The organism is Vibrio crassostreae, from assembly GCF_024347415.1.
Taxonomy (GTDB): domain Bacteria; phylum Pseudomonadota; class Gammaproteobacteria; order Enterobacterales; family Vibrionaceae; genus Vibrio; species Vibrio crassostreae.
On sequence record NZ_AP025476.1, the window covers coordinates 2575639 to 2592376 of the forward strand.

Annotated in this window: 12 protein-coding genes; 3 read left to right on the forward strand and 9 right to left on the reverse strand. The window is 44.7% G+C overall.

Annotated elements, in window-relative coordinates; translation table 11 throughout:
• Positions 1–104: 104 nt before the first annotated feature.
• The gene (locus tag OC193_RS11395; RefSeq protein ID WP_048664634.1) at positions 105–533 is read left to right on the forward strand and encodes an HIT domain-containing protein; all 429 of its coding nucleotides are present in this window, start codon (positions 105–107) and stop codon (positions 531–533) included.
• A gap of 135 nt (positions 534–668) precedes the next feature.
• Here the strand turns inward: OC193_RS11395 and OC193_RS11400 are convergent, their stop codons facing one another.
• The 5 genes from OC193_RS11400 to znuA all read right to left on the reverse strand — a co-directional run bounded on the left by OC193_RS11400 (position 669) and on the right by znuA (position 8637).
• Entirely contained in the window at positions 669–899 is a 231-nt protein-coding gene (locus OC193_RS11400; RefSeq protein WP_048660845.1) for a FeoC-like transcriptional regulator, read from the reverse strand.
• A complete protein-coding gene (gene feoB, locus OC193_RS11405) occupies positions 896–3169 on the reverse strand; it encodes a Fe(2+) transporter permease subunit FeoB (protein ID WP_048664636.1) in 2274 nt (757 codons plus the stop codon). The genes OC193_RS11400 and feoB overlap by 4 nt, the downstream gene beginning before the upstream one ends.
• A complete protein-coding gene (locus tag OC193_RS11410) occupies positions 3170–3391 on the reverse strand; it encodes a FeoA family protein (RefSeq protein WP_048660847.1) in 222 nt (73 codons plus the stop codon). It abuts the gene before it with no gap.
• A 730-nt stretch (positions 3392–4121) separates the two neighbouring features.
• Positions 4122–7505 carry a helix-turn-helix domain-containing protein gene (locus OC193_RS11415; RefSeq protein WP_048664640.1) on the reverse strand — a complete coding sequence of 1128 codons (3384 nt, stop codon included), beginning with the start codon at positions 7503–7505 and terminating at the stop codon, positions 4122–4124.
• Between the two features lie 247 nt (positions 7506–7752).
• The gene (gene znuA, locus OC193_RS11420; RefSeq protein ID WP_048660850.1) at positions 7753–8637 is read right to left on the reverse strand and encodes a zinc ABC transporter substrate-binding protein ZnuA; all 885 of its coding nucleotides are present in this window, start codon (positions 8635–8637) and stop codon (positions 7753–7755) included.
• Positions 8638–8720: 83 nt separating this feature from the next.
• On the opposite strand from znuA, the gene znuC reads away from it, so the two are divergent.
• Both znuC and znuB read left to right on the forward strand, forming a co-directional pair.
• Positions 8721–9500: a zinc ABC transporter ATP-binding protein ZnuC gene (znuC, locus tag OC193_RS11425; RefSeq protein WP_048617861.1), complete on the forward strand. Its 780-nt coding sequence runs from the start codon at positions 8721–8723 to the stop codon at positions 9498–9500.
• Positions 9500–10285: a zinc ABC transporter permease subunit ZnuB gene (gene znuB, locus OC193_RS11430; protein WP_048664642.1), complete on the forward strand. Its 786-nt coding sequence runs from the start codon at positions 9500–9502 to the stop codon at positions 10283–10285. The genes znuC and znuB overlap by 1 nt, the downstream gene beginning before the upstream one ends.
• A 142-nt stretch (positions 10286–10427) precedes the next feature.
• Here the strand turns inward: znuB and sucD are convergent, their stop codons facing one another.
• The 4 genes from sucD to sucA form a co-directional block, all read right to left on the reverse strand.
• Positions 10428–11300 (reverse strand): succinate--CoA ligase subunit alpha, encoded by an 873-nt coding sequence (gene sucD / locus OC193_RS11435; RefSeq protein ID WP_004734209.1) that lies wholly within the window; start codon positions 11298–11300, stop codon positions 10428–10430.
• Positions 11300–12466 carry an ADP-forming succinate--CoA ligase subunit beta gene (gene sucC / locus OC193_RS11440; RefSeq protein WP_010436793.1) on the reverse strand — a complete coding sequence of 389 codons (1167 nt, stop codon included), beginning with the start codon at positions 12464–12466 and terminating at the stop codon, positions 11300–11302. The genes sucD and sucC overlap by 1 nt, the downstream gene beginning before the upstream one ends.
• Before the next feature lie 206 nt (positions 12467–12672).
• Complete coding sequence (odhB, locus tag OC193_RS11445; protein ID WP_009847318.1) at positions 12673–13881, reverse strand: 2-oxoglutarate dehydrogenase complex dihydrolipoyllysine-residue succinyltransferase; 1209 nt, start codon at positions 13879–13881, stop codon at positions 12673–12675.
• Positions 13882–13902: 21 nt separating this feature from the next.
• Entirely contained in the window at positions 13903–16719 is a 2817-nt protein-coding gene (gene sucA, locus OC193_RS11450) for a 2-oxoglutarate dehydrogenase E1 component (RefSeq protein WP_017630648.1), read from the reverse strand.
• Positions 16720–16738 lie beyond the last annotated feature (19 nt).

Sequence of the window (16738 nt, forward strand, 5' to 3'; positions counted from 1 at the left end):
CCCTTAGGGTTACAAAGAATAAATACAAAGGTTGATGTGAGAGCATCAACCTTTTGTTTTATCTAACGTATACTGAATTCAAGAAATCGAAATGGATAATAATAATGAGCTTTGAACTTCACCCACAGTTAGCGAAAGACACCACGCTTATCGGCGAGTTTCCTCTGAGCCTAGCACTACTAAGCAAAGATAACGCAGTGCCTTGGGTTATCTTGGTACCAAAACGTGCCAACCTGAAAGAGCTGCACCACCTACCAATGAAAGAGCAACAGCAATTCTTACATGAATCTCAAGCGGTAAGCCAAGCACTAGAAGCAACGTTCCAACCGGATAAGCTCAACCTAGGCGCGCTGGGTAATATGGTGCCACAACTGCACATTCACCATATTGCGCGTTTCAAAGATGACATTGCTTGGCCTGGTCCAGTATGGGGCAACACCAAAGGTGAACAACGTAGTGAAGAAGAGCAAGCTGCTATTCTGACTCGTATTCAGAACGTTCTGTCACTAAGCTCTATCTTTAAGAAAGCTTAATTCGAGTATCTTGTTAAGCTTTAAAACCAGACCGTTTAGAAAAGACACATAACAAAAGGCCGCTTATCTAAAATAGATAAGCGGCCTTTTAATTTTCTAACATCGCCATTCTCAACGAGTGTATACAGCTCTGAACTACATCATCACATTCAGCGACAGGCCATCTTGTTTGCTGATGGTGTAGCGAACACGTGTTGTATGACCATGCTTGTTGGTGTCGACCAAGCGAGATACTTTCCCTTTCTTAACCCACACACTCAGCATCGCATCGACGCCATCTTCACTCATGCCAAACTTTGCAGCGAGTTCTTTACGAGCCGCAACACCTTGGCTATCAATGTATTGATGAAGTTCAGTTAAAATCATACGACTTGCACCTCTAGCGCTTTCTGCTTACTGCCGACTTTCTTGAACACGCGATACGTCACCACAAAACCACCAGCAATTGCCACCATCCACACTGCACTTGTCACCGGATGTGCAGCAAAGTTTGCTGCTTGGTAGTAGAAGGTCGCACCAAAGTAACCAAGCGCCATTGTCCAAACCGCAATAAAGCGTGCAAACATTTGACCAAATTCACGAACGTAAGCACCCATCGCTGCCACACAAGGCGTGTAAAGCAAGATAAGGATTAAGTAAGCAAATGCAGCATGACCAGAAACAAATTTGTCTTTTAGGTTACCGAAGATTGATGAGTCTACCTCTTGCTCTTCAGCAACTGCGCCTGAATCGCTTAAATCGCCAACCTCAATACCTAGCGGATCTGAGTAACTCAAGCCTGATAGGTTTTCAGGGATCGTCATTACCGCTTCTTGCAAGCTTGCTGCCAAATCGAATTCAGCTGCTTCTTCGTCTGATGGTGTTGTGTAAAGGCTATTCAACGTGCCGACTACCGCTTCTTTCGCGAAGATACCAGTGATGATACCTACTGTTGCTGGCCAGTTTTCTTCTGTGATACCAATTGGTTGGAATACAGGGGTCACTACTTGAGCTGCCTTAGAAAGTACTGAATTTTCGCTGTCTTCGTTACCAAAGCTACCGTCCATACCTAGTGAATTTAGGAAGCTAAGAATAGCCACAACCATCACGATGGTTTTACCTGCGCCCAGTACGAAACGCTTTAGCTTCTGCCAAGTTTTCAGCATTACGTTTTGCACTGTCGGCAGTTCGTAATCTGGCATTTCCATCACTAAGCTATCACTGCTACCCGGGTAGATCGTATTTTTCAGGAACAGCCCCGTAAATACAGAAGCAACGATACCCATGATGTACAGAGCGAATACTACGTTTTGGCCAGCACCAGGGAAGAATGCCGCTGCGAACAATGCGTATACCGGTAAACGAGCACCACATGACATAAACGGCGCCATTGATGCTGCCAATTTACGTTCGCGCTCTTGGTCAAGAGTACGAGTTGCCATGATTGAAGGCACGTTACAACCAAACCCTAGTACAAGTGGGACAAATGCTTTGCCCGGCAGACCAATCTTTTGCATCACTTTATCAAGTACAAACGCAGCACGCGCCATGTAACCTGAACTTTCAAGCACAGCTAAGAACAAGTAAAGCGCCGCGATAACCGGAATAAAGGTCGCAACGGTTTGAATACCGCCGCCAATACCATCAGCAAGTATAGTAACTAACCAAACAGGCAAATGACCATCCAATAAGTGGTATCCACCATCAACTAATATTGCCCCAACACCAATATCGAAGAAGTCGATAAACGCGCTACCGATATTGATAGAGAACATGAACATTAAGTACATGATGACGAAGAAGAAAGGAATACCGACCCATTTGTTCAAAATGAATTGGTCTGCTTTCTCTGTAAAATTACGGCTTAGTTTGCCTTCGCTGCGACGAACACGTTTACAAAGGTCATGTAAGAAAGTGTACTTAGCGTCAGCAACAGCAAGGTCAATATCGAAATCGGCACCTAGACGCACATTGTCAATTTGAGTGCGAGTTTGTGGAGCCAGTCCATTCAATACCAAGTAGTCATTTTCTAAAGCACGAATCGCGAGCGCTCGGTGAGATACGTCAGCATCATCAAATTGTGACTCAACAGAAGGGATGAGAGCTTCTAACGCGACATCGTAATCAATAGAGATAGGGTCAAGACTCACACCCTGAACAAGCAGTTTATGAAGGCGTTCTTTAAAGCGAACTACTTGACCTTTGTCGTTTGCGGACAAGCTCAGAACTGGGCAACCTAGCTCTTTCTCTAGCGCTTTAAGGTTAATCACCTGACGCTCGCGCTTTAATACATCCATTTTGTTCAATACAACGATCATTGGGCGACCCAACTCACGTAGTTGTAATGTCATGTATAAGCTTCGTTCTAGACAGCTAGCATCAACAACATTGATGATCACATCTGCAGGGTGAGTCAGAACAGCGCGAGACGCGATAGATTCATCGATGCTGTTCGCGTCATTACCACTGTCTAGCGCGTAAATACCGGGTAAGTCGGTAAGCTGGAACTGATCACCTGCGTGTGAGTATAAACCCGTCTTCTTTTCTACGGTGACACCAACCCAGTTACCAACGTGCTGCTTGGCACCAGTTAGTGCATTGAACAGTGTTGTTTTACCACTATTCGGGTTACCAACGGTAAGAACTTGATAATCCATTTAGATAACCTCGATTTGTTCTGCAATGCTTTCACGAATGGCGATCGAAACACCTCTCACTTCAACTTGAAGCGGATCCCCCATAGGTGCACGGCGGATAAGCGTCACCTTGGTTTTTGGCAACATACCCATGACCATAAGTTTTTTTCTTACGTCTGGAGTTAAACCTGTTAGTGCAACAATAGAAGCCGCCTTTCCTTGCTCTAGTTGTGAGAGTTTCATAAATACCCAATTCGTGACTGATAATGAGAAAGATTGTTATTACCGCCATGATACACATACATGTCCACAATTCCATTGTGTGAAATCAATGTTTTCGAAAATACATACTCGTAAATTTCGTTAAAAACGTTTACGTCAAAAACGTTACTTTCAACAATTAGCGAGAACTACCTCACTAGTACAAATCGCCCTCACAAACAACAAACTCAAAATTATCAAACACTTAGAATAATGTCGCTTTTCTCATAGCCTTCTGTCGTTAATTTTATAAGTAAAATAAGTACCTGAACGTATAGTTACTCCATCGAAGAGAAACTCCTTCTCTTTAATTTTATTCCAGAGGTGATATAGCTTTGCTATATCACTCCGGCAGCAAGCGAAGGTGTCATTGGCACCCGTGGTATAGTCCCCCCGGCTATACCACGATATTTTTTTTCTTCTCTTTTGTTTTATCCCAACAACCTTTTTGCACTCCATATTAATCTCGTATCTCGTATCTCGTATCTCGTATCTCGTATCTCGTATCTCGTATCTCGTATCTCGTATCTCGTATCTCGTATCTCGTATCTCGTATCTCGTATCTCGTATCTCGTATCTCGTATCTCGTATCTCGTATCTCGTATCTCGTATCTCGTATCTCGTATCTCGTATCTCGTAAGAGCATAAAAAAGCCCCAACACGAATGTCGAGGCTAAAGTATCTTTATCTACGTTCTATTATCTGCAACTCACTACTCTTCGTTGTTTTCCGCAAACTTAGATGGTGACATACCAAAGTGGTGCTTAAACCTTTGACTGAAATAGGAAGGGTCATTGAAGCCCGAATCAAACGCCACATCAGAGATCTTCTCTCCAGCGAGTAAGCGCTCACACGCATGCTCTAGACGTACTTCATTCAAGTGCTCTTTGAAGGTCTTGTTGTAAGCCAATTTAAAGCGTCTCTGCAAGCTTCTCTCAGACATGAACAAATACTTGGCAGCAGTTGCAGTGCTGAACTCAGCATCAGCGTAGTTTTCACTCACAAGCTGAGACACTCTGTTCTTCCACTCTTGTTCCGCTGTCAGTTTTTGCTGCTCTGGCGTTGAAGCGGTAAGTTTAATGGTTTCAATCTGTTCAATTGTGCTGGCTTCAAGATTATCGAGTACTTGATATTCAATTGGCCACGAAAGCTGAACCTTATTTTGAGATTCCGAAACAAAGGCGTTAAGCTCGCCACCGCTTTGATTCATCAATAGAGGCAGCTTTTCGATGTTAAGATCGGTCGACTTTCCGGTATTGTCACTCATACTTGATGCCAGTTTAGGGAAAGGCATCCCATGATCTCGAATGGTAACAACAAGATGCTCCTTAACCTCTTCAACCAGAACCACCATACTCTGAGACTTAAAGTTTCTCTTGATGATGCTCGCAACCAAGCTATTGAAGATAATATCGAGATTAAAATACAGCAAAGAGACATATCGTTGCTTTGTTTCGACTTTAATATCCAGTTCAATACCGGCTTTGGCTAAGTCATCTTGCCAAGCTTTGAGTACCGCCTCTAAGATTAAAATTATATCGTAACAAACTTGCCCTTCCCCTTGAGGGGTATTACTCAATTGAGCTAAGCCATTTTTCAAGGTTAGAATTGGCGACTTCCCGTGCTCGTCATTCCAATTAGGGATCATCGCAGCAATATGATTCACTTCAGAAGAGAGTTCATTGGCAGTGTGAGCTACAAGCGCATTCTTAACCGATAGCTGCTTTTTAAGCTGTTGATTGGTCGTAAGTAGTATACGGCTTTGGTGTCTCAATTGATCCGTCTTCAATGCAACTTGCGCTTTTAAGTGCCTGTTGGCAAAAGTGACATAACGCGAACGCCAAAACACCAAGATAGTTACAACGCCAATCAGTAACATCAGAGAGCTTGCTGCAGCCCAATTCGTCAGATACCAAGGCTCCGCAATCGAAAAACTTTGGTTCGTTGACACAAAGCGGTAATGGGAGTCCTTAACCGGCTTCACTTCAAGTGTGTAATCTCCAGGAAGAAGATGGTCGAGCGTTAACAATCCCCCTTCAAACTCACTCCAAGGTTCATCATCGCTCAGTCGATACTCCATCGCAGGCGCGAACGTTGCTGGTAAGATGCCTAGCTTAAAACCCATCGAGGAACCATAAGGGATCTCATCCAGTTCAGCCGTTCTTCCGCCAAGAGATACCGTTTGTTGATCGACACTTATCTTACTCAATAAGGCACGGCTATGAGGTGTTGTGGATACCAGTAATTCGTTGGATAATGCGCTGACTACGCCATACTTTGAGCCGAAAACCAACCTCGAAGATTGGCTCTCTTCGCTGTAAAACAGAGCACATGCTCCCGCCGCCAATTCATTGGTGATCAAACCAAATGGTGAACCGATGTGTTTATGCAACTGTCCATCCAACCCGTAATAACTGATGCCTTTCGAAGAGCCTAACCACACACCATTATCATCGCTTATCAAGCAGTTAGGGCTAATATTATCTTCAACAAGCGTGATTTCTTGAATAATAGAGCTGTCATCAGGGATTCGATACACGCCATAACTGCTTGCAAACCACTGAGCCCCGTCCTTCGCTTTTTCAATATCGACGACTTTGCCAAAACGCTCGCTGGAACGACTAAAACTAATTCGTTTATCAATGAACGAGTAGAAGCCATGGTCAGTGCCTATATAGATACGACCGAGCAAGCCTATATTGAGATCAGTGATCTTCGCAGGCAAAAACTTGTCGACTAACCAGTCAGTACCATAGCTCGTTAGTTTCATGGTTTCGATAGATAACGAATAAAGGTTTTGCCCAGAAGTCATCCAAAGTACGTTGTCTGCCTGAAGCGCAAAGTTTTCAACGTGTACTCCCTTAATCGGCCTTGGTAAATCAAGGGCTTCAGGTTGTAGCGTTTCCGTATTTAGACTAATGATGCCTTCTTCGGTCGCCAACCAAATTGACGAGCCAAAAATCTCAAAATCATTAACGGAATTAGAGTAAACACGAATTGGATTCTCTTCACTTTCAGAATCAACCAAGTAGAGCCCCATTGAAGACGCGACCCAAGATAACTGGTCACTGACAGGCAGTACTTTGTTGATCACCACACTACTCGAATGCATGCCCATACCAGTTAGGGGCGTTCTCGAAAAAGTTTTGCTGAACAGTGAGAAATATCGGATACCGTTGTTTGTCGCAATCCACATGCCACCAGCATGGTCATTGATCAATGAATATATTTTCTCACCCGGTAACGAGAAGTCTTGATTGGCGGCTTGTTTGAATCGAGTAATTTGTCCCGTAATAAAATTGTAGCTAATAAGGCCGTGCTCTGTACCAATCCAATACTGGTCCGAAGTTTCGGCCAACGAGAGAACATGCGACCCTTTAACGATGGTCTCTTTATCTGGGTTCGCGAGATCAACAATCACAGCACCATTTAAGGTACCAATCACTAACTCACGTCGAGCATTCGAAAAATAAACCGTCTCAATATGGCTCTTGTTTGATGCGGTGACATGGGTAAACTCTTGATTCTCTGAAAGGTAAACGCCTGAACTGGTCGCCAGTACCCACTTTGACAGCACCCACTCCGCATCGTTAATCGCAATGTCACTACTGTTATTGTATCGGTACAATTTCAGTAAAGAGTACGTGTTGAATTCTAAAGATTGAGTGTTGTAGGTATAAAAATTGCTGCCGTCAGTGACCCAAATATAATCGCCTGATGCACCGATATTCGTTATTTCAGCGCCGGGACTTAGGCTAAACGCCAATTCATTGCCAATTCCTGGGCTATGTCGATACACCTCGTTGTCGAAAAATGTCCAAAACTCATCATTAAGAAACGCGACTCTTTCTGAAGAAAATTGCAGCAAGCTACCTTTGCGAGGAAATAAGGTTCGGCCATCGTAAAAAAGTATTTTTCCATGCACATCATGAACCCAAAGCCCACCTCCAGCACCTAGGTACAAGTTTTTAGCCGCAAGAAAATTCCCTTGCGCTTGAACGGGCAAAGGATAGAAAACGGAGGGTGATGTATTTACCGCTAGAACGCTAAATGAAATGCTCATAAACATGAACATTTTAAAGATAATTCGATACAACTCTTAATCCTGAACAGCAACAACGCATGAAATTTTGGGCACCACAACGTCTTATCGTTGCTGAACCAAAAACTGAGTTTTTTTGTGATTATTATTATCTTTCTATTTTAGCGGAAATTAGAAAAGGAGAAAGGAGGTTTGCTATTTGTTAGGAGGTTTTATCTTAACGGTCACGAAAATGCCGCAAAAAGCGGCATCATTCATAAATTAACGAGAGCAAAGTAGAGTAAAGAATACTCGTTATGAATTACTTCCCACTTAAGCAGCTTGTGTAGCTATCTGTAAGTTGCTGAAGAAAATCGAAATAACTTCCACTCTTCACTTCAACCGTTGAACCGATCGGATCAAGCTGGCCTTGTTTAGCGTTACTTCCACGAGTCACCGATTCGATCACAGCCGGAGTAAATTGAGGCTCTGCGAATACACATTGAACATTGTCACGCACCAAGGTTTTCTTGATAGCAATCAGGCTTTTTGCGCCCGGTTTACGCTCTGGGCTCACCGTAAAGTGGCCTAAGTTATTTAGTTCAAACTCTTGCTCAAAGTAGCCATACGCATCGTGAAATACGTAGTAACCTTTGTCTTTCACTGGCGCAAGTTGTTCATGAATAGACTGCTGCTTTTCTTTTAAAACAATCAGGAATGAATCTAGGTTTTCTTGATACGCCATTGCGTTATCAGGGTCAGATTCAATCAACTTTGCTGAGATGTATTTTGCGGCCACTTCAACTTGATCGATGCCTAACCAAAAATGCGGGTCATGGCTACCATGATTATGTCCTTCATGAGCATCGTGGTCATCGTGTCCGAACTCTCGCAAGTTAATTCCTGGAATCTCGCTGATCTTGATAACGTTTTCTTTTGAACCAATCACCTTAGTCAAAAAGGCTTCTAGGTCAGGGCCAAACCAGATAACCATATCGGCACTGTGAACTTTTTTGACATCAGATGGCTTAAGCGCATAATCGTGCGGCGAAGCATTGCTGTTCATCAACACATCCGGTTCACTAACGTCCTGCGTTAATTCCGTCACAATCATTTGAATTGGTTTAAAGCTTGTTAGAATAGTATTGGCACTTGCGACACTTGGCGCTAAAAGCAAAGTAGCAAGTATAAAAGATGAACGTGACATAATCCCTCGATAATTGAAAAGTAGCTTAGGCTTGAGGTAAATGTTACATTATAACATCAGCGAATTGCAAATGAGTTCTATTCATGGATAACTTAATCCAACTAGATTCTGTGAGCGTCGAATTTGACGGTCGAAAAGTTCTAGACAACATCTCTCTAAATTTAGAGCGCGGCAGAATCACCACCCTGATTGGGCCAAACGGTGCAGGAAAGTCGACATTAGTAAAAGTGGTACTGGGTTTACAGACCAAATTTTCAGGCACAATAACAAAAGCCAAAAAACTGAAAATTGGCTATGTACCACAAAAATTAAAGCTCAATGACTCACTACCGCTCAACGTAGAGCGTTTTCTAAAGCTCACTGGCAAGTTCAGTCAGCAAGAAATCCTTGAAGCATTGAAGCTCGTTGGTGCTGAACATCTGCAAAAGAGCAACATGCACCAGTTATCAGGCGGTGAAAACCAACGTGTGCTCATTGCTCGTTCATTACTAAGAAGACCAGACCTACTGGTTCTTGATGAACCGGCTCAAGGAGTCGACGTTCAAGGGCAAATTGACCTGTATGACTTGATTGACACCATTCGTCACCGCTTTGGTTGTGCCGTATTTATGGTTTCGCACGACCTGCATTTAGTGATGGCAAAAACAGACGATGTTATCTGTTTGCACCACCACATTTGCTGTTCAGGTGCACCTGCAGACATCAAACACCATCCTTCGTATATTGCGCTCTTTGGCACCGCGACCCAAGAGACGCTAGCGTTTTATCACCACCAACACGAACATCACCACCATGATCTTGCAGGCCAACCAGTAACGGGCGGTGCACATGAATGTTCAAACCATAAACACGGACACCACTAATGCTTGAGTTTCTTCTTCCCTCTATTTTGGCGGGTTTGGGTATTGCACTGATTGCAGGCCCACTAGGTTCATTCGTGGTTTGGCGCAAGATGGCTTACTTTGGTGACACGCTTGCTCACGCTTCTTTGATGGGATTAGCACTTGGCTTCCTGTTCAACATTAACTTGTACTTCGCGCTGCTGATCTGTTGTTTGATGCTGGCTGTGTTGCTCGTAACATTGCAAAAACAAAAACTGGTCGCGACCGATACCCTACTCGGTATTTTGGCGCACAGTGCACTATCACTTGGTTTGGTTGCTGTCAGCTTCTTAGATAATGTTCGCGTTGATCTGATGAGCTACCTATTTGGTGACTTGCTGGCGGTATCTCCGACTGATTTAGTGTTTATCTATGCGGGTGCAGCCGTGATTGGATTGGTACTTGCTATCTTTTGGCGCCCACTACTATCCACAACGGTTAACGAAGACCTAGCGGCGGTTGATGGCATCAACATTGATTTAATGCGTCTGATTTTGATGTTGCTTGTTGGTATCGTGATTGCTGTCGGTATGAAGTTTGTTGGTGCGTTAATCATGACATCGCTGCTGATCATCCCTGCGGCTACAGCAAGGAAATTCGCGAATACACCCGAGCAAATGGCCTTCATCGCATCGATTATTGGCTCTATCTCTGTATTCGGTGGATTAAGCCTGTCTTGGTTCTATGACACGCCTGCAGGCCCGTCTGTGGTTATCAGTGCGGCTGCGATGTTTATGCTATCTCAAATGGTGAAGACCCGAGCGTAATCATACGATTCGTATCTCGTATCTCGTATCTCGTATCTCGTATCTCGTATCATTGAAGACATACAAAAAAGGCTTGGTCAGTGACCAAGCCTTTTTAATATCGTTCAGTTAGCTTCTATCTCACTCGATAAAAGTGAACTGATTACCAACCTGTGATTTCACGTAGGCCTTTACCGATGTCAGCAAGAGACTTAACTGTCTTAACGCCTGCTGCTTCTAGTGCCGCGAATTTATCTTCAGCAGTACCTTTACCGCCAGAGATGATTGCGCCTGCGTGGCCCATACGTTTACCCGGAGGAGCAGTAACACCAGCGATGTAAGAAACAACTGGCTTAGTTACGTTTGCTTTGATGAACTCAGCTGCTTCTTCTTCCGCAGTACCACCGATCTCACCAATCATTACGATTGCTTCAGTCTCTGGGTCTTCTTGGAAAAGTTTTAGGATATCAATGAAGTTTGAACCTGGGATAGGGTCACCACCGATACCAACACATGTAGACTGACCAAAGCCTTCATCTGTTGTTTGCTTAACTGCTTCGTACGTCAGAGTACCTGAACGAGATACGATACCTACTTTACCCTTCTTGTGGATATGACCAGGCATGATACCAATCTTACACTCGTCTGGAGTGATAAGACCTGGACAGTTAGGACCGATCATGCGAACGCCAGTTTCTTCTAGCTTCACCTTAACGTCGATCATATCTGTTGTAGGGATACCTTCAGTGATCGTTACGATCAGTTCGATACCTGCATCAATCGCTTCTAGGATTGCATCTTTACAAAAAGGTGCTGGTACGTAGATAACGGTTGCTGTTGCGCCAGTTACTTCTACTGCTTCGCGTACTGTGTTGAATACTGGAAGGCCTAGGTGAGTTTGACCACCTTTACCAGGTGAAACACCACCAACCATTTGCGTACCGTATGCGATAGCTTGGTCTGAGTGGAATGTACCTTGACCGCCAGTGAAACCCTGACAGATTACTTTAGTGTCTTTGTTAATTAATACAGACATTATTTAGCCTCCGCAGCAGCAACAACTTTCTGAGCAGCATCTGTTAGAGATTCAGCTGCAATGATATCAACATCAGAATTAGCAAGTACTTCGCGACCTAGATCTGCGTTAGTACCTTCTAGACGAACAACTACAGGAACTGTTACGCCAACTTCTTTAACCGCACCGATAATACCTTCAGCGATCATGTCACAACGAACGATGCCACCGAAGATGTTTACTAGTACTGCTTTAACATTGTCATCAGAAAGGATGATCTTGAATGCTTCAGCTACACGTTCTTTTGTCGCGCCGCCGCCTACATCAAGGAAGTTTGCTGGCTTGCCGCCGTGTAGGTTTACGATATCCATCGTACCCATCGCAAGGCCTGCACCGTTAACCATACAGCCAACGTTGCCATCTAGTGCTACGTAGTTTAGTTCCCACTGTGCTGCGTGTGCTTCGCGCTCATCTTCTTGAGATGGATCGTGCATTTCACGTAGTTTAGGCTGACGGTACATCGCGTTTGAGTCGATGTTGATTTTGCCGTCTAGACAAAGTAGGTTGCCTTCGCCAGTAATTACAAGCGGGTTGATTTCTAGTAGAGCTAGGTCGTACTGAGAGAACATTTGGCCAAGACCCATGAAGATCTTAACGAACTGTTTAATTTGATCGCCAACTAGACCAAGTTTGAACGCAAGTTCACGGCCTTGGTAAGCTTGAGGGCCCACTAGAGGATCGATCGCTGATTGGTGAATCAACTCTGGAGTTTCTTCAGCGATTTTCTCAATGTCCACACCGCCTTCAGTTGACGCCATGAATACAATTTTGCGCGTTGCACGGTCAACAACAGCACCTAGGTAAAGTTCGTTAGCAATGTTCGATGCTTCTTCAACTAGGATCTTTGTTACAGGCTGACCATTAGCGTCTGTTTGGTAAGTTACTAGGTTTTTACCTAGCCACTTTTGTGCAAACTCTTTAACGCCTTCTTTCGTGTCATGTAGCTCTACGCCGCCCGCTTTACCGCGGCCACCAGCGTGTACTTGACACTTAACGACTTTCTTGGCTGTACTGATACGACCTGCAGCTTCGAAAGCTTCTTGTGCAGTATCACATGCGAAACCTTCTGGTACAGGCAAACCGAATTCTGCAAACAGCTGTTTGGCTTGGTATTCATGCAAATTCATTTTGATATTCCGTTTATTTTCCCTTAAGGGATTATTATTTCCATAACGACACAGTTTCCTGTGTTACGTCTGTAGGGTCTTCTCAAATAAACTGCTGTCCATTTTCTAATGGCTTTACAGTTCAAGTGAAGGCCAGACGTTGAGCAGCCTAGCCTTTGAAACTTTTTACGTCTAGCTAACTGGGTTAACTAGACGTTTTAGCGATACTAAACGTCTAACAGCAGACGTGCAGGATCTTCTAGTAGCTCTTTGATGGTCACTAGGAAGCCAACTGATTCACGGCCATCGATTAGACGGTGGTCGTAAGAAAGCGCTAGGTACATCATTGGTAGAATCTCTACCTTGCCGTCAACAGCCATTGGACGATCTTGGATTTTGTGCATACCCAGGATTGCCGCTTGAGGCGGGTTGATGATTGGCGTAGACATTAGAGAACCAAATACACCACCGTTTGTGATAGTGAAGTTACCGCCCATCAGCTCATCAACAGTTAGCTTGCCGTCACGGCCTTTGATTGCTAGCTCTTTGATGCCTTTTTCGATGTCAGCGAAACCTAGTGTGTCACAGTCTTTCAGTACTGGAGTTACTAGACCACGTGGCGTTGATACTGCCATGCTGATGTCGAAGTAGTTGTGGTAAACAATATCTGTACCATCGATAGAAGCGTTCACTTCTGGGAAACGTTTTAGCGCTTCTGTTACTGCTTTCACGTAGAAAGACATGAAGCCAAGACGCGTGTCGTGACGCTTCTCGAATTGGTCCTTGTACTGCTTACGAAGGTCCATGATTGGCTTCATGTTCACTTCGTTGAAAGTAGTCAGCATTGCTGTGCTGTTCTTCGCTTCTAGAAGACGGTTAGCCACTGTCTTACGTAGGCGAGTCATAGGCACGCGTTTTTGGCTACGAGCCGCTGCTGGCGCTTCAACTGCTGGTGCAGATGCTGCTGCCGGAGCCGCTTTCGCTGCTGCTAGGTGTGCGTCGATGTCTTCACGAGTAATACGACCACCAACACCAGTGCCTTTAACGTCAGCTGGTTGTAGGTTGTGCTCTGCAAGCAAGCGACGAACAGCTGGGCTTAGTGCGTCGTTGCTCTCTTCTGTAAGAGCCGCTTTGTGGCGCTTATCAGGAGAAGCTTCTGTATCTTCAGTTGTATCTTTCGTTGGTTCACCAGCGACAGCACCCGGCTTGATTTTAGCCAGAAGCTGTTTAGAAAGTACCGTAGCACCCTCTTCTTCGATGATAGCTTCCAGAACACCCGCTTCAGGAGCCGGTACTTCTAGAACTACTTTATCTGTTTCGATATCTACAATGACTTCATCACGTGCAACCGCTTCGCCCGGTTTTTTGTGCCAAGTAGCAACTGTTGCATCAGCCACAGATTCAGGTAAATCTGGAACCAGAATTTCAATTGTCATGTGCGTATTTTCCTTTTACTTCTAGTTCTTAAGTAGGGTCAAAGCGTCGTCAACTAACGCTTTTTGTTGTTTCAAGTGTACCGACATATAGCCAACAGCTGGTGATGCTGATGCAGGACGACCTGCGTATTGAATATCAGCACCCACTGGGATAGCAGCTCGGAAATTATGTTGGCTACTGTACCAAGCACCTTGGTTTTGAGGCTCTTCTTGACACCAAACGTAATCGACTACATTCGTGTACTGTGCGATTGCAGCTCTCACGTCCTCGTAAGGGAACGGGTAAAGTTGCTCAATACGCACAATAGCGACATCGTCTTGCTCGTTCTTACGTCTTTGGTCAAGTAGGTCAAAGTAAACCTTACCTGAACAGAACACGACGCGTTTTACGTTCTCAGGAGCCAGATCATCAATTTCTGCGATAGCTGGTTGGAACGTACCTTCTGCCAAATCTTCCAGAGAAGAAGTACACAGAGGGTGACGAAGCAATGACTTAGGCGACATTACAATCAGAGGACGACGCATTGGTCGAACAACCTGACGACGAATCATGTGGTAAACCTGAGCCGGTGTTGAAGGAACAACAACCTGCATGTTTTGTTCAGCACATAACTGAAGGTAACGCTCAAGACGTGCAGAAGAGTGCTCTGGGCCTTGACCTTCATAACCGTGAGGAAGCAGCATAGTTAAACCACATAGACGTGCCCACTTTTGCTCACCTGATGAAATGAATTGGTCGATAACAACTTGTGCACCGTTTGCGAAGTCACCAAATTGTGCTTCCCAAAGGGTTAGACCGCTTGGTTCTGCTGTTGCATAACCATACTCAAATGCGAGTACCGCTTCTTCAGATAACACAGAGTCAAACACTTGGAATGGCCCTTGTTTATCATGAATGTTCGCAAGAGGAACATACGTGCTTGCATCTGATTGATTGTGCAGTACTGAGTGACGGTGGAAGAACGTACCACGACCAGAATCTTGGCCAGAGATACGAATACGCTTACCGTCATCAACCAGTGTTGCGTATGCCAGGGTTTCAGCCATGCCCCAATCGACTTGTTTCTCACCATTCACCATGGCAGTACGATCGTTGTACAGTTTATTGACTCGGCTTTGCAGCTTATGGCTGTCTGGGTATTGGCAAAGTTTGGTACCAAGCTCTTTCAGGCGCTCGATATCAATCTTGTTATCCCATTCGATGTTCCAGTCGTGACCTAGGTAAGGAGACCAGTCCACAGAGTGAAGTGCCATTGGGCGCCACTCTTTAACCACAACTTCACCGTGATCAAGTGCATCACGATATTCGTTAACTAGTTGAGTTGCTGTATCAATACCAAACTCACCGCGCTCCATTAGCACGTCAGCGTAAAGCTTACGTGGCGTTGGATGCTTCTTGATTTTTTGGTACATCAAAGGCTGTGTTGCATTCGGCTCATCGGCTTCGTTGTGACCGTGGCGACGGTAACAAACCAAATCAATAACAACATCACGCTTAAACGTATTACGGTAATCCAATGCCAAACGAGCGACGAACGCAACCGCTTCTGGATCATCAGAGTTAACGTGGAAAATCGGAGCCTGAACCATCTTCGCGATATCAGTACAGTACATCGTAGAACGAGTATCGCGTGGGTTAGACGTTGTAAAACCAACTTGGTTGTTTACAACGATACGAACCGTACCACCCACACAGAAACCACGAGCTTGAGACATGTTAAACGTCTCTTGTACTACACCCTGACCAGCGATAGCTGAGTCACCGTGGATAGTAATTGGAAGTACACGGCTGCCGTCACTATCACCAAGGCGATCTTGACGTGCACGTACTGAACCGATAACTACCGGGTTTACGATTTCTAAGTGAGATGGGTTAAATGCAAGTGCTAAGTGAACGTTGCCGCCTGGCGTTGCGAAGTCCGCAGAGAAGCCTTGGTGGTATTTCACATCACCAGTACCCCACGTGTCATCGTGCTTGCCCGCAAATTCGTCAAACAGGTCTTGTGGCTTTTTACCAAGCACGTTGACCAACATGTTTAGACGACCACGGTGAGCCATACCAACAACAACTTCACGCATGCCTTGTCCGCCAGCATGACGAATAATTTCTTTCGTCATTGGGATAAGCGCATCACCACCTTCCAACGAGAAGCGTTTCGCGCCTGGGAATTTCGCACCAAGATAGCGCTCAAGACCTTCAGCTGCAGTTAGCTCTTCTAGGAAAGCTTGCTTTTCTTCTTTATTGAAAGAGGGTTGACCAGATACAGACTCTAAACGTTGTTGAATCCAACGTTTTTGCTCTGTATTTGTCATGTGCATGTATTCAGCACCAATAGAACCACAATAAGTCTGCTTTAGAGATTTGTATAAATCTTTAAGCACCATCGTCTCTTGGCCAATCGCGTAAGAGCCGACGTTAAACGTCTCATTGAGGTCATCTTCGGTAAGAGTGTGGAAAGAAGGATCCAGCTCTTCAACTGTATCTCTTTTCCATAAACCTAGGGGGTCTAGATTTGCTGATTGATGCCCTCGGAATCGATAGGCATTAATAAGTTGCAGAACCTTTACTTGTTTCGCATCGACATCTGGATCACTAACTTGGACACTGTAATGCTTTGTTTCTTGAGCGAGTCGACGGAAGTATTCACGAACACGAGAGTGTGGTTGTTCCACTGTCTCTGAAGCTTGCACAGGCAGTTCTTCAAAAACACTTCTCCATTCGTCACTTACCGAATCTGGGTCACTTAGATACAGTTCATAGAGTTCTTCTACGTACGTTGCATTGGCGCCAGCCAAGTGTGAAGACTCGAGCCATGCCTTCATCACGCCGTTGTGCATATTTTCCCTTAACCAGTAG